Source organism: Pseudomonas sp. MF6747, from assembly GCF_963890955.1.
In the GTDB taxonomy this organism is placed as follows: domain Bacteria; phylum Pseudomonadota; class Gammaproteobacteria; order Pseudomonadales; family Pseudomonadaceae; genus Aquipseudomonas.
Genome location: NZ_CAWPSZ010000022.1, coordinates 12,819 through 30,351, shown reverse-complemented (window position 1 = coordinate 30,351; position 17,533 = coordinate 12,819). Strand labels below are relative to the sequence as shown.

19 protein-coding genes and 1 pseudogene are annotated in these 17,533 nt (G+C 61.5%); 11 read left to right on the top strand and 9 right to left on the bottom strand.

Annotated features, from left to right (window positions below):
- Positions 1–58 precede the first annotated feature (58 nt).
- The gene (locus AACW30_RS18825) at positions 59–1,462 is read left to right on the top strand and encodes an MFS transporter (RefSeq protein ID WP_200625619.1); all 1,404 of its coding nucleotides are present in this window, start codon (positions 59–61) and stop codon (positions 1,460–1,462) included.
- Between the two features lie 39 nt (positions 1,463–1,501).
- Here AACW30_RS18825 and AACW30_RS18820 read toward each other — a convergent pair whose 3' ends face one another.
- The 4 genes from AACW30_RS18820 to AACW30_RS18805 form a co-directional block, all read right to left on the bottom strand.
- Complete coding sequence (locus AACW30_RS18820; protein ID WP_119740036.1) at positions 1,502–2,419, bottom strand: bifunctional helix-turn-helix transcriptional regulator/GNAT family N-acetyltransferase; 918 nt, start codon at positions 2,417–2,419, stop codon at positions 1,502–1,504.
- 306 nt (positions 2,420–2,725) lie between these two features.
- A complete protein-coding gene (locus AACW30_RS18815) occupies positions 2,726–4,018 on the bottom strand; it encodes a PQQ-dependent sugar dehydrogenase (protein ID WP_200625618.1) in 1,293 nt (430 codons plus the stop codon).
- On the bottom strand, positions 4,015–4,440 hold the full coding sequence (locus AACW30_RS18810; protein WP_119740040.1) for a DUF2231 domain-containing protein: 426 nt from the start codon (positions 4,438–4,440) through the stop codon (positions 4,015–4,017). The genes AACW30_RS18815 and AACW30_RS18810 overlap by 4 nt, the downstream gene beginning before the upstream one ends.
- An 88-nt stretch (positions 4,441–4,528) precedes the next feature.
- Complete coding sequence (locus AACW30_RS18805) at positions 4,529–4,852, bottom strand: hypothetical protein (protein WP_200625617.1); 324 nt, start codon at positions 4,850–4,852, stop codon at positions 4,529–4,531.
- 253 nt (positions 4,853–5,105) lie between these two features.
- Between AACW30_RS18805 and uvsE the strand changes: the two genes are divergently transcribed.
- The 5 genes from uvsE (at position 5,106) to AACW30_RS18780 (ending at position 9,250) form a co-directional block, all read left to right on the top strand.
- The gene (uvsE, locus tag AACW30_RS18800) at positions 5,106–6,134 is read left to right on the top strand and encodes a UV DNA damage repair endonuclease UvsE (protein WP_200625616.1); all 1,029 of its coding nucleotides are present in this window, start codon (positions 5,106–5,108) and stop codon (positions 6,132–6,134) included.
- 41 nt (positions 6,135–6,175) lie between these two features.
- Complete coding sequence (locus AACW30_RS18795; protein ID WP_200625615.1) at positions 6,176–6,655, top strand: AAA family ATPase; 480 nt, start codon at positions 6,176–6,178, stop codon at positions 6,653–6,655.
- Positions 6,652–7,422 (top strand): nucleotidyltransferase domain-containing protein, encoded by a 771-nt coding sequence (locus AACW30_RS18790; RefSeq protein ID WP_200625614.1) that lies wholly within the window; start codon positions 6,652–6,654, stop codon positions 7,420–7,422. The genes AACW30_RS18795 and AACW30_RS18790 overlap by 4 nt, the downstream gene beginning before the upstream one ends.
- A gap of 44 nt (positions 7,423–7,466) precedes the next feature.
- A complete protein-coding gene (locus AACW30_RS18785) occupies positions 7,467–8,369 on the top strand; it encodes a LysR family transcriptional regulator (RefSeq protein ID WP_200625613.1) in 903 nt (300 codons plus the stop codon).
- Positions 8,370–8,449: 80 nt separating this feature from the next.
- On the top strand, positions 8,450–9,250 hold the full coding sequence (locus tag AACW30_RS18780; protein ID WP_200625612.1) for an alpha/beta fold hydrolase: 801 nt from the start codon (positions 8,450–8,452) through the stop codon (positions 9,248–9,250).
- On the opposite strand, the gene AACW30_RS31590 is transcribed toward AACW30_RS18780, so the two are convergent.
- Both AACW30_RS31590 and AACW30_RS31585 read right to left on the bottom strand, forming a co-directional pair.
- A complete protein-coding gene (locus tag AACW30_RS31590; RefSeq protein ID WP_442793552.1) occupies positions 9,247–10,014 on the bottom strand; it encodes a methyl-accepting chemotaxis protein in 768 nt (255 codons plus the stop codon). The genes AACW30_RS18780 and AACW30_RS31590 overlap by 4 nt on opposite strands.
- Before the next feature lie 87 nt (positions 10,015–10,101).
- Positions 10,102–11,106 (bottom strand): annotated as a pseudogene (locus AACW30_RS31585) (cache domain-containing protein); the annotation flags it as partial.
- A gap of 358 nt (positions 11,107–11,464) precedes the next feature.
- Here AACW30_RS31585 and AACW30_RS18770 point away from each other — a divergent pair.
- On the top strand, positions 11,465–12,151 hold the full coding sequence (locus tag AACW30_RS18770) for an SDR family NAD(P)-dependent oxidoreductase (protein WP_200625610.1): 687 nt from the start codon (positions 11,465–11,467) through the stop codon (positions 12,149–12,151).
- A 17-nt stretch (positions 12,152–12,168) separates the two neighbouring features.
- On the opposite strand, the gene AACW30_RS18765 is transcribed toward AACW30_RS18770, so the two are convergent.
- Positions 12,169–12,636 (bottom strand): MarR family winged helix-turn-helix transcriptional regulator, encoded by a 468-nt coding sequence (locus AACW30_RS18765; RefSeq protein ID WP_145161118.1) that lies wholly within the window; start codon positions 12,634–12,636, stop codon positions 12,169–12,171.
- A 79-nt stretch (positions 12,637–12,715) separates the two neighbouring features.
- On the opposite strand from AACW30_RS18765, the gene AACW30_RS18760 reads away from it, so the two are divergent.
- Positions 12,716–14,218: an FAD-dependent oxidoreductase gene (locus AACW30_RS18760; protein WP_200625609.1), complete on the top strand. Its 1,503-nt coding sequence runs from the start codon at positions 12,716–12,718 to the stop codon at positions 14,216–14,218.
- 10 nt (positions 14,219–14,228) lie between these two features.
- Here the strand turns inward: AACW30_RS18760 and AACW30_RS18755 are convergent, their stop codons facing one another.
- On the bottom strand, positions 14,229–14,873 hold the full coding sequence (locus AACW30_RS18755) for an aspartate/glutamate racemase family protein (RefSeq protein WP_200625608.1): 645 nt from the start codon (positions 14,871–14,873) through the stop codon (positions 14,229–14,231).
- Between the two features lie 173 nt (positions 14,874–15,046).
- On the opposite strand from AACW30_RS18755, the gene AACW30_RS18750 reads away from it, so the two are divergent.
- Together AACW30_RS18750 and AACW30_RS18745 are read left to right on the top strand one after the other, a co-directional pair.
- A complete protein-coding gene (locus AACW30_RS18750; RefSeq protein WP_200625607.1) occupies positions 15,047–15,493 on the top strand; it encodes an HIT family protein in 447 nt (148 codons plus the stop codon).
- On the top strand, positions 15,493–15,939 hold the full coding sequence (locus AACW30_RS18745) for a bleomycin resistance protein (RefSeq protein ID WP_200625624.1): 447 nt from the start codon (positions 15,493–15,495) through the stop codon (positions 15,937–15,939). Before AACW30_RS18750 ends, AACW30_RS18745 begins: the two co-directional genes overlap by 1 nt.
- 8 nt (positions 15,940–15,947) lie before the next feature.
- Here AACW30_RS18745 and AACW30_RS18740 read toward each other — a convergent pair whose 3' ends face one another.
- Entirely contained in the window at positions 15,948–16,814 is an 867-nt protein-coding gene (locus AACW30_RS18740; RefSeq protein ID WP_200625606.1) for an aldo/keto reductase family oxidoreductase, read from the bottom strand.
- 72 nt (positions 16,815–16,886) lie between these two features.
- Between AACW30_RS18740 and AACW30_RS18735 the strand changes: the two genes are divergently transcribed.
- Positions 16,887–17,531 carry a TetR/AcrR family transcriptional regulator gene (locus tag AACW30_RS18735; RefSeq protein ID WP_106579019.1) on the top strand — a complete coding sequence of 215 codons (645 nt, stop codon included), beginning with the start codon at positions 16,887–16,889 and terminating at the stop codon, positions 17,529–17,531.
- Positions 17,532–17,533: the final 2 nt, after the last annotated feature.

Genomic DNA, 17,533 nt, shown 5'->3' with positions numbered 1-17,533 from the left:
TGTACGACGACATATGACGTTACGTATGTCCTACCTAACAAAAATAAAAAGTGATGCCATGAATTTGAATGAGCCCATCAACGCCCATCGCGTCGGCACGGCCGTCGGCAACTATCGCTGGACCATCTGCGCGATGTTGTTCTTTGCCACTACCGTCAACTACCTCGACCGCCAGGTCCTCAGCCTTCTCGCGCCGCAGCTGTCGACGCAGTTTGGCTGGAGCAACACGGACTACGCCAACATCGCGGCGGTGTTCCAGTTTGTCTACGCGATTTCCATGCTGTTTGCCGGACGCTTCGTCGACAAGATCGGCACCAAGGCCGCCTACGTGGTGGCGATTGGCATTTGGTCCACCGGCGCCATCATGCATGCGTTTTCGGTGCCGATGGGTGAGGGCATCGCTGCGGTCAGCGGCGCTATCGGCCTGGCGGTGATCCCGGTGTCGATTGCCGGTTTCATGCTGTCACGCGCCGTGCTGGCGATTGGCGAGGCGGGCAACTTCCCCATCGCGATCAAGGCCACCGCCGAATACTTCCCGAAAAAAGAACGCTCGCTGGCCACCGGTATCTTCAATTCCGGGGCTAACGTGGGGGCGATCCTGGCGCCGATTTGCGTGCCCTTGCTTGCCGGCATATGGGGCTGGGAAGCGGCCTTTATGGTCATCGGCATGTTGGGCTTCATCTGGGTGGCGGTGTGGGCTGCGGTTTACGAAAAACCGGAGCAGCAAAAACGCTTGTCGGCCGAAGAGCTGGCCTACATTCGTAGCGACCAGACAGTGCAGCCGTTCACCCCAGAGCCTGTGGGTGCTGCTGCGAAAAAAGTCTCGTGGTTCAAACTGCTGACCTACCGCCAGACCTGGGCTTTTGCCTTTGGCAAGTTCATGACTGACGGCGTGTGGTGGTTCTTCCTGTTCTGGCTGCCCACTTACCTGTCGGCGCAATACGGCATGAAAGGCGCGGATATCGTGATGCCGCTGGCGGTGCTGTACAGCATGACCATGGTCGGCAGTATCGGCGGCGGCTGGTTCCCCAGCTACTTCATGGCCCGTGGCGATGCACCCTACGACGGGCGCATGAAAGCCATGCTGGTGATCGCGCTATTCCCGCTGGTGGTGTTGCTGGCTCAGCCCTTTGGCTACCTGAGCTTCTGGGTGCCGGTGCTGCTGATCGGTGTGGGCGCCTCGGCGCACCAAGCGTGGTCGTGCAACATCTTCACTACCGTGTCCGATATGTTCCCGCAAAAAACCGTGGCCTCGGTGGTTGGCATCGGCGGCATGGCCGGTGGCTTGGGCGGTGTGGTGATGACCAAGATCGGTGGCTGGGTGTTCGACTACTACAAGTCCATCAACGACATCCACACCGGCTACATGATCATGTTTGCGATCTGTGCCCTGGCCTACCTGGTGGCGTGGAGCGTGATGAAGGCGCTGGTGCCGCGCCATAAAGAAATCACTGACCTCTAACCGCGCAAACGCCCGCGCTGGCGACAGCGCGGGAACGCCTTACAGCTCGCGGGCCCAGGTTTCACTGATCAACGATTTGCCAAAGCTTACCGTCGCTTCTTCGTCTACCAGGCGGAAGCCGGCTTTCTGATACAGCTTGCGCGCATCGGTCAGCGCGTCGACCGTCCACAACAGCATGCTTTTGTAACCGGCATTGCGCGCAAAACGCAGGCATTCCTCCACCAGTCGCTGACCGATGCCCATGCCCCGTGCACTGGCGTCCACGTAGAGCATGCGCAGCTTGGCGGTGGTTTCGTCATGGCGCACCACGAAGATTGAACCCACCACTTCACCGTCCTTCTCTGCGATCCAGCAACGCTCGGCGCTCGGGTCGAATTCGCGCAAATACTTGGCGACAATCTCCGATACCAACGCTTCAAACTCCCAATTCCAGTGGTACTCACGCGCATACAACGCCGATTGCTGTTGCACCACCAGGCCCATATCGCCGGGCTGCGGGTCGCGCAGCAGGTAACTTGGCGTGCCGCCTTGCAACAGTGTCTGGATACGCTGCATCGACGCCGTGAGTTGCTGCTGTTGCTGCTCGGGCAAGGCCTGGAGCAAGGCGATGACTTCCTGTTGGGTCTGGTTTTCCAGCGGCGCCAGCACTGATCGACCGAGGTCGCTGAGGTGCAGTTGCACCGCACGCGCATCGGTGACGGAGCGGACTTTCTGGATCAGCCCTTTCTTTTCGAAGCCGCTGATCAGCCGGCTCAAGTAGCCCGCATCAAGGCCGAGCATCTGGCACAGGTCGGCGCTGGTCAGGTCGCCACGGGAGGAGAGTTCGTACATCACGCGGATTTCGGTCAGCGAGAAATCGCTTTGCAGCAAGTGTTCCTGCAGCACGCCGATCTGATGGGTGTAAAAACGGTTGAAACCGCGAATGATCGCGGCGCGTTCGACAAGGGTCGTGGTCATGACTGTGCTCGATTGGTTGCCCTAAGCAATTATATGGTTGCCTAAAGCAATCAAGTCAACAGCTTTTAACGCCTTACGGCAGCGAACAGCAACGCCGGCGATCGATCTCCACTGCTTTCAACGGATAGCCCACCGTCCGAATTTTACGGACATACGTTTTGGCGCCACGCACCGCGCGAGGCGATTTCGCTCTACACGCAGCAAGGCGCGGGCCCGCGCAGCGAAGTTGCGGCGCTGCTGGCCTGGCTTGAAATGCAATGGCATGGTGAGGGCTGACAGGGGCGAATCGCCCCTGTCATGTACGGGCTAGCGATTACGCGTTACGCGCCAAATGGTATTGGCCAAGTCGTCGGCGATGATCAGCGCACCTTTGGGGTCCACCGTCACACCCACTGGGCGACCACGTGTCTTGCCGTCATCGCCACGAAAACCGGTAGCAAAATCAATCGGTTCACCCGCCGGTTTGCCATTGCTGAAGGGCACGAAGATCACCTTGTAGCCCACCGGGTTATCGCGGTTCCAGCTGCCATGCTCGCCGACAAACGCGCCGTCGGCGAATTTCTCACCCATCGCTGGGATGGAAAAGTCCACACCCAACGCTGCAACGTGGGAGCCCAGGCTGTAATCGGGCTTGATGGCAGCGGCGACTTTCGCCGGGTTCTGCGGTTGCGCGCGCGGGTCGACGTTCTGGCCCCAGTAGCTGTAGGGCCAGCCATAAAAGGCACCTTCACGCACCGACGTCAGGTAGTCCGGCACCAGGTCCGGGCCGAGTTCATCACGCTCGTTGGCCACTGCCCACAATTGCCCGGAGCCGGGTTGAATCGTGAGCGCGGTCGGGTTGCGAATGCCAGTGGCGTAGGGTTTGTGCGCGCCGGTGGCGGCATCGATCTGCCAGACCATCGCCCGGTCGATTTCCACTTCCATGCCGCGCTCGGTGATGTTGCTGTTGGAGCCGATGCCCACGTACAGCTGGCGCCCGTCCTCACTCACTGCCAGGGACTTGGTCCAGTGGTGGTTGATCTGCGCCGGCAGGTCGGTGATTGTGGTCGGCGGGCCACTGGCTTTGGTCTGGCCGTCGGTGTAGTCAAAGCGCACCAGCGCGTCCTGGTTGGCGACGTAGAGTTTGCCGTCGGCGTAGGCCAGGCCATAAGGCGCGTTGAGGTTGTCGGCGAATACTGTCTTCAGTTCGTAGGTGCCGTCACCGTCGGCGTCGCGCAGCAGCGTCAGGCGGTTGCCGCCCTTGACCTTGGTGTTGCCCTCGGCCTTGATCACGCTGGCGATCACGTCCTTGGGCTTGAGCTTGGCCGCGCTGCCGCCACGGCCTTCGGCGACGAGGATGTCGCCGTTGGGCAGCACCAGGGTCTGGCGCGGGATAGCCAGGTCGGTGGCGATGGCGGTAACGCTGTAGCCCTCGGGCACCTTGGGTTTCTGCTCGCCCCAGGGTGCTGGCTCGGCAATTTTCATGCTCGGCAGCAGGCTGCTTTGTTGCTCGGGCAATTTCGGATCGGGGCCGCGGGCCTGGGTCTTGTCGCCTTCGCCACCACAGGCGGTCAGCAACAGGGCGGCGCTCAATACGCTCAGGGTGTGGAGTGGTTTCATTGGGCAACTCCCGAGCGCAGGTTAGTCAGGCCGATCCACGTTGCGGCAATGGCCAGCACCGTGACAATCACCGACAGAATCAGTCCGCCAGGCATCATCGCGTAGGCGTCCTTGGCGTGCTGAAAGGCGTTGACCAGCCCCAGCACCCACGTCGCCAACAGCAGCAGGAAATAGGCCGCCGGGCGCCCGGCCTTGCGTTCGGCGCGCAGCAGGTTGACCAGCGCAAACAACAGCGCAAAGCCACTGAACACCAGCGCGCCGGCGATCAGCCAGGACGCAAAGTTGGCCCACTGGATCTGGTAAGTCTGGCCGTAGGCAATGTCACTGAGCAAGGCACCCAAAAACAACGGCACGCTGCCGGCCAGCAGGATCGAGTGCAGCGGGCCAGGTCTGACGGTGGGATAGGCGGGGAGGGTAGTCATGTCGGTGGCGGCTCCTTATCGTTCAGCACCCTGGGATCAGGGCACGGTGACTTCGCATAGGAAAGGAGCCTGGCATTTGTAAGAAAGTTCAGTGGGGCTTCGTGTCGAGATGTTTTTCAAACCACGCCGCATACGGCGTATTGGCCACTTGGTAACGGTTGTAGTCCGGGCTGCCATCGCGCCACCACACCGGGCCACGCTCACCGAGTGCGACCTTGGCCTGCTGCACCTGCTGGCGAGCCGCGCGCAATTGGCTGGCGTCGCCGCTGGCCTTGGCCGACTTGACGGCGCGGCGCGCGTCCATCAAGGCGTTGACCCAGCGCTGCCGCGTGGCTTCATCCAGCGCGGGGTTGGTGCAGCGCCACAGCTGGCCCTTGACCACAAAATAGCGCCCGTCGGAGGTGCTAAGCATGGTGCCAGCGCAGGACGCGCAACAGGCCCCACGTCATGGAGAACACAATCGCCATCCAACCGGCAAACAGGCTGAAGAGTGTCATTGCAAGGTTCATCATCACCTCCATTGCGTTATCGTTCCTTATAGGTGACCGCCCGGCGAAACCGGGATTCAACTTGATTCACGCAAGACGCGGGTTGAATGAACCCCTGGCGGCGCCACGCGCCTAACATTCTGTTGTGCTCACGATCACTCATTACCTGGCCTTACCATGACCCATCCTCGCATCGGCTTTGCCTGCCAGTACAAGCACCCTGAACGCCTGCCGTCAGCCAGTGCGCTCAAGTTAATCGAAGGCCCCTACAACCCGCGTACCACCACCCTGCGCTGGATGGAGAGCGTCGAACCTCAGGTCGCCCGGAGCAAATTGGTCGAGGTGGTGACCCACAACCTCGCGGCGCAATTGCGCCTGCTGGCGTATGTCGCCGAGCTGCCTGCGACGCTGCGCATGCTGCGCTTGAGCAGTGACCTGCTGCCGTTCTACAGCCACCCGAAAGTGGCGGATGTCTACAAGGACCCGGCTCTTGTGCGTCAGTTGAGCGAAGGGTTCGCCGCCATCGGCGACCTGGCTCGCGCCTCGGATATCCGGTTGTCCTTCCACCCTGGGCAATATTGCGTGCTGGGCTCGGACAACCCCGGTGTGGTGGAAAACAGCGTGGCCGAGTTCGAATACCACGCCGACATGATCCGCATGATGGGCTACGGCCGCCGCTTTCAGGACCTCAAGTGCAACGTCCATATCGCCGGCCGTTTAGGCGTTGAGGGCACCCGCGCGGTGTGGTCACGCTTGTCCGAGGTGGCGCGTAACTGCATCACCTTTGAAAACGACGAAAAAACCTACGGCCTGGACCACTGTCTGCAAGTCGCCGACCTGGCACCGGTGGTGCTGGACATTCATCACTGCTGGATCAACGAAGACGAATACATCGACCCCGATTCACCGCGGGTTGCCCGCGTCATCGAGAGCTGGCGCGGCGTACGCCCGACGATGCATTACTCCCAGCCCCAGGAAAGCCTGCAAGCGCTGGGGTTTGACGCCGAGCACAAGCTGGAAATGGGCGCGCTGCTGAAGGTGGTCGCCAAGCGCGATCTGTACGCCCACAGCGCGCAAATGTGGAACCGCTGGACCAATGACTACGCGCTGCAGTTTCTCGAGCGCTTCGACATCATGCTGGAAGCCAAAGACAAGAATGTCGCGGCGCTGGCATTTTTTGAGTATTGGCAGCGTCGTTCGGCGTGAAAAAATGGCATGCTGGGTGGCCCGACATAAGGAACCGTTCCATGCCAACCCTGCATCTGTTGTGCGGCAAGATTGCCTCTGGCAAATCCACCCTGGCTCACACCCTGGCCGCCGAACACGCGGCCTTTGTGCTCAGCGAAGACCAGTGGCTGGCGCAGCTCTATCCGGGTGAGATTGTGTCGATTGCCGATTACCTGCGCTGCGCCCAGCGTGTTCGCGCGGTGGTGGGGCCGTTGGTGATCAATCTGCTGCAATCAGGCATCAATGTGGTGCTCGATTTTCCGGCGAACACACTGGCCAACCGTGAATGGTTGCTGGGGCTGGCACACGCGGCTCAAGCGCCGCACCGCCTGCATTACCTGGAACTGGATGACGCCACCTGCCGCGCTCGCTTGCATGCGCGCAATGCTCAGGGCGAGCATGATTTTGCCGCCACGGATGCCGAGTTCGACCTGATCACGCGCCATTTCTGTGTGCCCAGTGAGTCGGAAGGCCTGGTGATTGAGGTGCATCGCCCATGAGCGCGCCTCAAGGTGTCGATGCCAATGGTTGTGTGCTGATCATTGCCGATGCGCCCATTCAAGCTCAATTCCAACCGCTGCTGGCCGATGTGCGCGAGTCGCTGGCAGGCGCAGGGCTGGGCTTGCACAGCCTTTACCTCTACGGCAGTGTCGCGAGGGGCGATGCCAGCCCAGGCGAGTCCGACCTTGATGTGACGCTGGTGCTGACTGATCCGCCGGATGCGCACGTGCTTGAGGCGCTGGAACAGCTGCGCCAGGCCCTGGAGCAACGGCACGAGGTGGTGAGCAAGATCGACTTCGACATCGGCCACCGCGCCGAGGTGCTGGCGCCCGAGAACCGCAACCGCTGGGGCTTCTGGCTCAAGCACCATTGTCGTTGCGTGTGGGGCGATGATCTGTCGCTGCGCTTTGAGCCGTTTCGGCCCTCACGTGACATCGCCATGGCGCTCAATGCTGACTTCGAGCCGGTGTTGAGCGGTTACCTCACACGCATTGAACACGCCAGCTCGCCACCCGAGCGACTTCGCCTGCAACGCGAAGCGGCGCGCAAGTTGATTCGGTCGACGCACATTCTGCGCGCGGCAGATGCGTCGGGCTGGCCGCAAACCCTTGAAGAGCACGTGGCGTTATTCGTGCAGCATTACCCGTCGATGCGTGTCCAGATCGCCTACTTCCTGTTTGAAGCGCGCAACCCGAGTGCCGAATGCGCAGCGTTTTCTGCGCGCCTGCAGGCCTTTGTCAGCTGGATGGTTTCAGAGCAGGTTTAGATAGGTATATTGGCGCTCAACCTCACTTTGCATACGCCGAGCCTATGATCAACTTTCGCCTGATTCGCCACCTCTGGCTGTTCCTCGCCGTTGCCGAAGAACAGAATTTCGGCCGTGCCGCCAAGCGCTTGGGCATGTCGCAACCGCCGTTGAGCGAGCAGATCCAGGTGTTGGAACAGGCGCTCAAGGTCACCTTGTTCGAACGCTCGCGGCGCGGCGCCAAACTCACGCCGGTAGGCGCGGCGATCCTGCCGGCGGTGCGCAAGTTCGCCGAGCAGTTGGAACGCCTGGAGCTGGCGGTCGAGGAGGCGGTGGCGGGGCAGTCGGGCCTGCTCACCATTGGCGCGATTTCCACGGCGATGTTTGATGTGTTGCCGGGGTTGATCAACCAACTCAAACAGCACTACCCGCACCTCACCGTGTCGGTGCGCGAGATTGACAGTGTCGAGGCCGTGCCCGCTCTGGAGGCGGGGGATATCGACCTGGCCTTTGCGCGGCTCGACGGCGACCTGGGCCCCGCGATCCAGTCGCTGCCATTACTCGAGGATCGCCTGATGGTGGCCTTGCCCAGCGACCACCCGCTGGCAACGCGCACTCGCATCAGTCTGTCGAGCCTGGCCAGCGAGCCACTGGTGATGTTCTCGCGCAGGGTCAGCCCGGTGTATTTCGACAACCTGATCGCCACGTGTCGCGCCAGCGGGTTTTCGCCGCGCGTGCTGCATGAGGTGCGTTCCGTGGCATCGCAAATCGCGTTCGTCAGCTGTGGCCAGGGCATTGCCCTGGTGCCGGCGTCCCTGAAGAAACTTGCACCGGACAATGTGGTGCTGCGCGCGCTGACACAAAAGCTCAACGTGGTGACGACGGCGGTGGCGTGGAATAGCGAACGGCCCAACCCATTGGTCACGCAGGTCATCGCGCACTTGCAGGCTCATACGATTGGCGTATGAGTCTGTTCTGTTATCCGTCATTTACATAAGGCCGGGAAAGTCTTCAAATGCGCCGCCTGTCTGTTGAGGGAGTGCCCACCATGTCGTTTGTCCACACCGCTGTGCCGCTGACGGTAGACGGCGTTGCGTTGAGCATCGCTGCGCTGTATCGCAGTGGCACGCGCGCGCCCATTGTGTTTTTGCATGGGTTTGGTTCGACCAAGGAAGACTACGCCGATATCGTCCTGCACCCAGCGTTCGACGGGCATGCCGTTGTCGCTTTTGACGCGCCCGGTTGCGGTGAAAGCGAGTGCGCCGATCTGTCGAAGATTTGCATTCCCTTCCTGCTGGAGACGGCTTTGCAGGTGCTGGAGCATTTCGATGTCGAGCGCTTCCATCTGGTGGGCCACTCGATGGGCGGTTTGACCGCATTGCTGCTTGCGCATCGTTTTCCGGAGCGGGTACTGAGCTTCACCGACATCGAAGGCAATATCGCCCCCGAGGATTGTTTCCTCAGCCGGCAAATCGTCGATTTCCCGGCCGATGATCCCGATGCGTTTTTCAGCGCTTTCATCCACCGCACGCGCCAGGCACCGGCGTATGCCAGCGCGCTGTATTCGGCGAGCCTGCGCCATAGAGTCCGAGCCGGCGCAGTGCGCGGGATCTTCGCGTCGATGGTCGAGCTGTCTGACCACGCCGACCTGATGGGCAAGTTCCTCGGGCTGCCGTGTCCGACGATGTTCATGTACGGCGAGCAGAACGCCACGCTGTCCTACTTGCCGCACATCCAGGCCAATGGCGTGCGCCTGGCGCCGATTGCCCAGTGCGGGCACTTTCCGATGTATTCCAATCCGGCGGCGATGTGGCGGCAGATTGCAGACTTCCAAAGTCGCACGCTTTAGGACTTGAAGCGTCCCACCAAGGCGTTCAGCTCATCCGACAAACCTGCCAATCGCCCCGAATCGTCCTGGGCTGAATGAGCCAGGCTTTCGACCAGTCGCGCCTCGTCATAGATCTGCTGGATGTGCCGGTTGATCTCTTCGGCGACGCTGTGTTGCTCCTCGGCGGCGGCGGAAATCTGCAGGTTCTGGTCGCGGATTTCATTCACCGACAGCTGAATGCCTTCAAAACTGTCTCGCGCATTTTCAATCGACGACACGCTGGCGCGTGACAGGTCCAGGCAACTGCTCATCTTTTGCGTGACTTCCAAGGTCTTGCTGCCCAGGGTGCCGAGCAGTTGCTCGATCTCGCCAGTGGAGTCCGAGGTGCGCTTGGCCAGCGCACGCACTTCATCGGCCACCACGGCAAACCCACGGCCTTGATCACCGGCGCGGGCGGCTTCAATCGCCGCGTTGAGCGCCAGCAGGTTGGTCTGTTCGGCGATGGCGCGAATGGTGCCGAGGATCTGGTTGATGCTGCGGCTGCCGGCTTCCAACTCGACCATCGCCTGGGACGACTCGGTGAGGCGGCGGCCCAGGCGGTTGACGTTATCGGTGGTGACTTCGATCTGCTGCTTGCCCTCGGCCACGCGGCGATGGCCGTTCTCGGCCGACTCTGCCGCGCCGCTGCAGGAGCGCGCGACCTCGTTGGCGGTGGCGACCATTTCGTTGAACGCGGTGGATACCAGTTCCACCGCCTCGCGCTGGCGCCCAGCGGCTTCGTTCATGTTGTGCGCCACCTGGCTGTTGCCCCGTGAGGCGTCCTGCAAGTTGGTCGAGGCCGCGCCGATATGCTGGATCAGCTGACGGATAGCAGCGAGAAACTTGTTGAACCAGCCAGCCAGTTCGGCGGTTTCATCCTTGCCCTGCACCTGCAATTCATGGCGTAGATCGCCTTCGCCTTGGGCAATGGACTGCAAACCCGTGCTGACCTGGCCGATCGGCTTGACGATCACCTTGGAAAACGCGGCTGCAATCAGCCCGAAGATCAACACCAGCACCGCCACAATGGCTGCGGTGAGGTAAGTCATGCGCGTGGCAGCCGCCATCACCTCGTTGTATTCGATCAGCCCGACATAGCGCCAGCCGAGGCCGGGCGAGGTCCAGACGTTGGCCATGTAGCGCACGCCGTCGATGACCACCTCGGTGGAACTCTGGATCGTTTCGGCCAGGCGCGCATAAGGCGCGCCGAGCGCTTTGAGCGGCTTGAAGTTGTGCGCGGCATCGCGCGGGTCGACCAGCACCACGCCGTCTTCGATCAGCATCACGTAGCCGCTTTCACCCAGCTTGATGCTCTTGAGCAACTCGGTGAGGTTCTTCAGCGACACACTTACCACGAACACACCCTTGGCCTTGCCGGTGGTGTCCAGCAGCGCGCGCGCGGTGCCCACCAGGGCCACGTCATCCTTGTCGTAATAGTAAGCAGGGGTGCGCACGGTTTTGTTGGGGCTGGCCATCGCGGCCTTGTACCAGGGGCGGGTACGCGGATCGTACTGGGACAGTTGCGGGTCATCGGGCCATTTGGCGTAGGTGCCGTCCTCCAGGCCGATGGACAGAATCGCTGCCGAAGGGTGGGTGGCGCCAAAGCGTGCGAATTGGACAATGACCTGCTGAGCCTGGGCCGGCAGCGGCTGGCTGGCGGCATTGGCAGGCTGATAATTCTTGAGCGTGTTCACCGAAGTGTATACAGGATCGGCGGACATTTGATCGACGTTCTGCAGTGTGCCCTCGAAAAATTGCCGGATGTTGCCATCGATCTGGCGTATTTCGCGGGTGCTGCCGTCGATGAATTGCTCCACCGCCTGGGTTCGTGTGTTCATCACGCAGATCAGCGCGACCAGGCTGACCGGGATAAAGGCCACGGAGACGAACGCGAGTACCAGCTTATTTTTTATTTTCATCGAGACGAGCATCGGCAGGGAGGGCGGCCAAATCATCGTCTCGGCTTGAGAGGCGGCGATTTGCTATCACTGCTTGTTTCGGCTCCTGGGTGGTAAATCTTTAGCGGTATTTTGTGTACAACAAAAATAGTTTTTGTTCTGTGGGTGCGAGCGGCAGAACACGCCCATTCGATTGATGACGTGGCAGCACTTGCCCCATGACGGTTGGGATATTGAAGGCGCGCCAAGCGCGATGCTTCACTGCCGGCCTGTCAGCCAAGTGTGAAGGAACGTTGTCATGACCCACAAAACCTGTTTGATCCTCGGCGCTTCACGTGGGCTCGGCCTGGCCCTCGCCGAAGAATATTGCGCACGCGGTCACCACGTCATTGCTACGTACCGCAGCGATTGCGCGCCGTTGGAGAACCTGAAGATTTGTTACCCCAAGCAATTGACCCTTGAGCACGTCGACATCGCCGACCTGGCGTCGGTGCGTGCGCTGCAGGGCCGGTTGGCGGCCTATCGCCTGAACACGCTGTTTATCAATGCGGGTATCTGCAAAGCCAATGAGTTGAACACGCTGCAGGTCGACGAACAGGACTTTGTCGACATGCTGCTTACCAATGCGTTGAGCCCGATGCGCGCGGTCGAGCTGTTCCATGGCAATGTCGAGCGCAACGGCGTCGTGGCAGTGATGTCATCGGAACTCGGCAGCGTTGCAGGCAACCGCGGCCAATGGGAGTTGTACAGCGCCAGCAAGGCCGCCTTGAACATGTTGATGAAGACCTTTTATAGCCGCCATCAGGGCGACTCCCTGGCCTATCTGCTGGTCGCGCCCGGCTGGGTGCGCACGCAAATGGGCGGCCCCGGTGCGCTGCTCGAGATCGGCGAAAGCATCCCGCGGGTGGTGGAAACCGTGGAAGGGCACGCCGGTGTGTCCGGCCTGACGTTCACGGATCGGCACGGCGTGACCTTACCCTGGTGAACCTTGCCCGAGGGTTGTCAGCGCAGACCTTTGGTTGCCCGTATCGAATCGTCCTTGATGTCCTCGGCGAATTTGCGCATCAGGCGTACCAGGTTTTCGAAATCGCCTTCCTCCCAGGTCGAGAAGATCGACACACCCATGCGCTCGCGGGCGTCATCCACGCGGTCGGTCATCGCCTTGCCCTTTTCGGTGATGACTGACTCGCGTACACGCCGGTCCACGGCACTTTCCTGGCGCAGGATCAGGCCAAGGCTTTCCAGTTTCGCCACTTGGCGGCTCACGGTGGTGTAGTCGCGGCCCACGCGGTCGGCCAGTTCGACCACGCCAATCGGGCCCAGCCGTTCAACCAGCACCAGCAGCGGAAACAACGCGCGGTCCAGGGAAATCCCGGCCTCGCGCACCATGGCTTCGTCACGCTGCGGGCGGTTCATCACCCCAACGATCTCCACGAGCGAGCCGTGCAAGTCACGCAGTTGTGCGCTCATATGTGCGTTTTGCACGCTTTTTGTTGACACTGTGTCTCTCCGTCTTAATATGTGCGTATTGCACATATAGGTGATCCGTATGAACGAGCGATGCGCTGTCGATGTAGTGATTTGCGGTGCCGGCGCGGCCGGTCTGACCCTGGCGATCGACTTGGCTCGACGGGGTATCACGTTCCGCCTGGTCGAAAAAAATGCCGAGCCTTTTCACGGCTCGCGTGGCAAGGGCATCCAGCCGCGGTCACAGGAAATTTTCGAAGACCTCGGGATTCTGGATCGCCTGTTCGCCGTGGGTGGAGTCTATCCGACTGAGCGGCGCTACCGCGACGATGGCAGCTACACCGATGGCGATTCCATCGAGCGCAACGCCTCGACGGCGGCCGAGCCGTATCAACAACCGTTGATGGTGCCGCAATTTCTGACCGAACGCGTGATGCGCGAACGCTTGCTCGAGCTCGGTCATCGGCCGGAGTTTGGCTGCGAGTTGGTGGCATTCGAACAAGATGACGAGGGCGTCAGCGTACAACTGGCCAGCGCGGCAGGCACGCAATCAGTGCGTGCGCGCTGGTTGGTGGGCGCCGACGGCGGCCGCAGTTTTGTGCGTCACGCCCTTGAAATCGGGTTTGCGGGTAAGACGCTGGGCGTGCGTGCGCTGGTCGCCGATGTGCAGTTGTCGGGGCTTACGCGGGACTGCTGGCACCGCTTCGGTGAAGGCGACCTGCTGCGGCAGGTCGCCGTGTGCCCTCTGGCCGGCACCGAGCTGTTCCAGATTCAGGCGCCAATCGCGCTCGAGGCTCAGGTCGACCTCAGCGCCCAGGGGCTGACAGCATTCATCGCAAAACGCACCGGGCGCGATGACATCCAGGTGCACGCCGTGTCCTGGGCGTCGGCTTACAGCATGAATGCCCGCTTGGCCGATCACTACCGCGTCGGCCAGGTATTTTTGGTCGGCGACGCTGCGCACATTCATCCACCCACCGGCGGTCAAGGGCTCAACACCAGCGTGCAGGATGCCTACAACCTGGGCTGGAAACTGGCGGCGGTGGCCAACGGTGCACCTGAAACGCTGCTCGACACTTACGAACAAGAGCGGCGCCCGATAGCCGCTTCGGTGCTGGGCTTGTCGACCCAGTTGCTCCAGGGCATGCAACGCGGCGACATGCGCCGGGGCAGGGACGTGCATCAACTCGACCTCGGTTACCCGCAATCGTCACTCGCGCTGGGGCACGCCGAACGCGTCGGCAACCGTGCGCCGGATGCGCGACTGCGTGGCGCCGGCGGGCAATCACTGCGCCTGTTTGATCTGTTCAAGGGCGCGCATTGGACGCTGTTGGGATACGGCGTTGCACCCGGCTTGGTGTCGCCTCGGGCCGGGCTGCATATCCACCTCATTGATGCACACGGTGAGGTAATCGATGAGCAAGGGCAGTTTCAAGACGCTTACGAACTGGCGCCTGGCGAGTGGGTGCTGGTGCGTCCCGATGGCTATGTCGGTGCGATTGTTTCATCGGGCAGCCTCCAATCGCTGGAGGCTTACTTGTTGCAGGTCGGGCTATCGCCGGTGCTGCTGGAAAAGGCCTGCTAACTGCCGCCCGTCATCGACCCTTGAGGAGGATTTGCAGGGCGGCACTCAGGCCTGCCGTCGGGCTGGTGAGGGGCGGCGGCCCTGCGGTGACCCGTGCGGCGGCGCCACTCATGGAGGCTTGGGCCAGTGCAACGGTGGACGCGCCGTTCGTATAGGCGCGATTAGCCGCGTCCGCGATGACGGCCAGGTAGCCGTCCAGATCGCCTGCCTTAAACAGCGCCCACGCGCCTGGCACCCATTGCACATCCACCGACGCGCGGGTGAGTTGCGCGGCCTGCCGGAACAGGCGAGCGGTGGGTTCCAGTGTCGTTTCCACGGCGCACAGGACGGCGATGTTGCCGCCTGCCTGAACCGCCGCGAAGGCCAGTGCCTGGTCAGTACGTAAAATGGCTGTGCTTGGTGAAAGCCCGTCGACCACCGGGCCCAAGGTCGAGCAGGTGAGCACCACGGCGTCGGCCTCAAGCGCGAGCAGGCGCAGTGCCGAGGCGGTTGCGCTGGCAATGTCCACGGTCAGGCCACCGGCCTGTTCGGCGGCGGCGAGCAGGTCTGCGCGCACTTCATGATGCAGAACATTGGGCGCGATCCCCAGCTTGTCTGCGGCGGCATCGAAGACCTTGATATTGCTGGAAGCGGTATGCAGACAGGTCATTCGCATCGGGCTATTCCACGTTGGCTGCGCTGCAATGTTTATCGGAGTCACTCGTCAGTCGGCAGGGCGTGCACCCGTTCGGTTGCTGGGCTAACAGCGTCAGCCCGGCCTATGTTTGCATGGATGCGCCCGGTTCACATAGCCTGTCACTTTCTTGCCTGCGTCATTAAGGACAATGCATGCCGCTGATTTCACACCGCGTAGAACTGGCCCGCAAGGGTGCCAATGACAAGGTTATCTGCCGCATGGCCTCGGGTTGGGCGGTCATGGGCGACGTACAGTTTTTGCCCGGTTACTGCCTGCTGCTGCCCGATCCCGTGGTCGCCAGCCTCAATGACCTGGACGCCAACGCCCGCGCTGCCTACCTGCTCGACATGGTGCGCATCGGCGATGCCCTGTTGGCCGCCACCGGTGCGTTGCGCATCAATTACGAGATTCTGGGAAACTCGGAACCGCAGTTGCACAGCCATATTTTCCCTCGCTACGCCACGGAGCCGGACGACAAGCGCACGATGCCCGCATGGTTCTACGACTGGAAAACGGCACCGCCTTACGCTGAAGAGCAGCACGGTGACCTGCGCAAGAAGCTCGCGCAATTGCTGACCTCCACACTGGACGCAGGATGATGATGCAAAGAAATAAGCTGGTCCCGGAATTGATGGTCACTGACCTGAATGCCAGCCTCGAATTCTGGGTGTCATGGGTTGGCTTCACGGTGGCTTACCAGCGTTTGGAAGAAGGCTTTGCCTACCTTGACCTCAACGGCGCGCAGGTGATGCTCGAGCAAATCGACCCGCGCGCCAATCAGTGGCAAACGGCGGCATTGGACCTGCCGCTGGGGCGCGGTATGAATCTGCAGATTGATGTGGCGGCGGTTGGTCCGCTCATTGAGCGGCTCGATGCTGTGGCGTATCCCGTGTTCAAACCCTGCAAGGATGTCTGGTACAGGGCCGGTGAGGTCGAGGTCGGGCAGCGTGAGTTTCTCGTGCAGGACCCGGACGGTTATTTGGTCAGGCTGGTCGAAAGACTTGGCGAAAGGGCACGCCGGCTCGATGACGGGGTGCCCACATAGCGTGAGGTTCAGTGCGCGATGGCATTCAGCTCAGCGACAGTCTCATCGGTCAATACCAGTTCGCCCACCGCCAGGTTTTCATGCAAGTGCGCCACCGACGAGGTGCCGGGAATCAGCAAAATGTTCGGTGAGCGACGCAGCAGCCACGCCAGCGCCAGCTGCTTGGGCGTCACACCTAGGCGCTGTGCAACACGCGTCAGTGTCGATGACTGTACCGGTGTGAAACCGCCCAGCGGGAAGAACGGCACGTAGGCAATGCCTTGCTGTGCCAGCTCGTCGATCAGGGCGTTATCGTGTTGATGCGCGATGTTGTACAGGTTCTGCACGCACACGAACTTGACGATGTTGCGCGCCTCGGCCACCTGCGTCGGCGTCACGTTGCTGATGCCGATATGGCGCACCAGGCCTTGCTGTTGCAGTTCTGCCAGCGCAGTCAATGGCGCTTCGTTCGAGCCCTCGCCGGGGCCCATCAGGTTGTGGGACGCGCGGAAATTGACCACGTCCAGTACATCCAGGCCCAGGTTGCGCAGGTTGTCATGCACGGCCTGTATCAGCGCTTCCCTCGAAGGCGCGGCATGCCAGCCACCTTCGCTGTCACGGCGGGCACCGATTTTGGTGACGAGGGTGAGGTCATCGCGGTAAGGGTGCAGCGCCTCGCGAATCAGCTGATTGGTGATATGCGGCCCGTAGAAGTCGCTGGTGTCGATGTGGTTCACGCCGGCTTCGACGGCCTCGCGCAGTACGGCCAGCGCGGCCGCTCGATCCTTGGGCGGGCCGAATACGCCGGGGCCTGCCAATTGCATCGCGCCGTAACCGATGCGGTTCACTTGGCGGTCGCCCAATGTGAAGGTGCCGCTGTTTGCCAAGCCCGTCATAGCCATCACCCTTGCTTCATCTGAGTAAGGCTCTAATATGAAGGATCCTTCAGATTTTGGAATTCGCATTCCATGAGCACCGTCAAAGCCACCTTAAAGCCAAGAAAATCAGCGGTTCAGGCGCGCTCAGTCGCCACCGTCGAGGCACTGCACACCGCAACGCTTCAGGTTTTGACCCAGCAGGGCTTGATCCGCTGCACCACCACCCGAGTGGCTGAGCGCGCTGGCATGTCGGTGGGCAGTCTCTACCAGTACTACCCCAACCGCGACGCGCTGCTTGCCGCCGTACTGCAAAAACACCTCGAGTGGGTGGCCGAAGCGGTTGAGTTGGCGTGCGACCGGCACCAAGGCAGGCCGGTGGCGGAAATGGCGTGCGGCCTGGTCAGCGCGTTGGTCACCGCCAAGTTGCGCGACCAGGGCGTTTCCAAGGCGTTGTATGCCATTGCGGGCGAGCGGGGCGGTGCCGAATTGGTCGCGCGCATCAACACGCGCATGGTGGCGGTGATCGCCGCCATGCTGGAGACGGCGCCGGATGCGCATTTTGAAGACCCGATCCTGACCGCCGGGATTTCCCTGAGCGCTATCGTCGGCCCGGTACGGACCCTGCTCGAAGGCAACGCATCGCCTGCGTTCGAAGCAGGACTAGAGCAGCAGACCACACTGCTGTTACGGGCCTATCTGCAAGCCCATCAGCACCCGATTTCAAGCAAGGAATAAAG

Coding starts and splice junctions, on each gene's coding strand:
- AACW30_RS18825 (WP_200625619.1), top strand. CDS start 59: ATGAATTTGAATGAGCCCATCAACGCCCATCGCGTCGGCACGGCCGTC.
- AACW30_RS18820 (WP_119740036.1), bottom strand. CDS start 2,419: ATGACCACGACCCTTGTCGAACGCGCCGCGATCATTCGCGGTTTCAAC.
- AACW30_RS18815 (WP_200625618.1), bottom strand. CDS start 4,018: ATGAAACCACTCCACACCCTGAGCGTATTGAGCGCCGCCCTGTTGCTG.
- AACW30_RS18810 (WP_119740040.1), bottom strand. CDS start 4,440: ATGACTACCCTCCCCGCCTATCCCACCGTCAGACCTGGCCCGCTGCAC.
- AACW30_RS18805 (WP_200625617.1), bottom strand. CDS start 4,852: ATGCTTAGCACCTCCGACGGGCGCTATTTTGTGGTCAAGGGCCAGCTG.
- uvsE (WP_200625616.1), top strand. CDS start 5,106: ATGACCCATCCTCGCATCGGCTTTGCCTGCCAGTACAAGCACCCTGAA.
- AACW30_RS18795 (WP_200625615.1), top strand. CDS start 6,176: ATGCCAACCCTGCATCTGTTGTGCGGCAAGATTGCCTCTGGCAAATCC.
- AACW30_RS18790 (WP_200625614.1), top strand. CDS start 6,652: ATGAGCGCGCCTCAAGGTGTCGATGCCAATGGTTGTGTGCTGATCATT.
- AACW30_RS18785 (WP_200625613.1), top strand. CDS start 7,467: ATGATCAACTTTCGCCTGATTCGCCACCTCTGGCTGTTCCTCGCCGTT.
- AACW30_RS18780 (WP_200625612.1), top strand. CDS start 8,450: ATGTCGTTTGTCCACACCGCTGTGCCGCTGACGGTAGACGGCGTTGCG.
- AACW30_RS31590 (WP_442793552.1), bottom strand. CDS start 10,014: ATGAACGAAGCCGCTGGGCGCCAGCGCGAGGCGGTGGAACTGGTATCC.
- AACW30_RS18770 (WP_200625610.1), top strand. CDS start 11,465: ATGACCCACAAAACCTGTTTGATCCTCGGCGCTTCACGTGGGCTCGGC.
- AACW30_RS18765 (WP_145161118.1), bottom strand. CDS start 12,636: ATGAGCGCACAACTGCGTGACTTGCACGGCTCGCTCGTGGAGATCGTT.
- AACW30_RS18760 (WP_200625609.1), top strand. CDS start 12,716: ATGAACGAGCGATGCGCTGTCGATGTAGTGATTTGCGGTGCCGGCGCG.
- AACW30_RS18755 (WP_200625608.1), bottom strand. CDS start 14,873: ATGCGAATGACCTGTCTGCATACCGCTTCCAGCAATATCAAGGTCTTC.
- AACW30_RS18750 (WP_200625607.1), top strand. CDS start 15,047: ATGCCGCTGATTTCACACCGCGTAGAACTGGCCCGCAAGGGTGCCAAT.
- AACW30_RS18745 (WP_200625624.1), top strand. CDS start 15,493: ATGATGCAAAGAAATAAGCTGGTCCCGGAATTGATGGTCACTGACCTG.
- AACW30_RS18740 (WP_200625606.1), bottom strand. CDS start 16,814: ATGACGGGCTTGGCAAACAGCGGCACCTTCACATTGGGCGACCGCCAA.
- AACW30_RS18735 (WP_106579019.1), top strand. CDS start 16,887: ATGAGCACCGTCAAAGCCACCTTAAAGCCAAGAAAATCAGCGGTTCAG.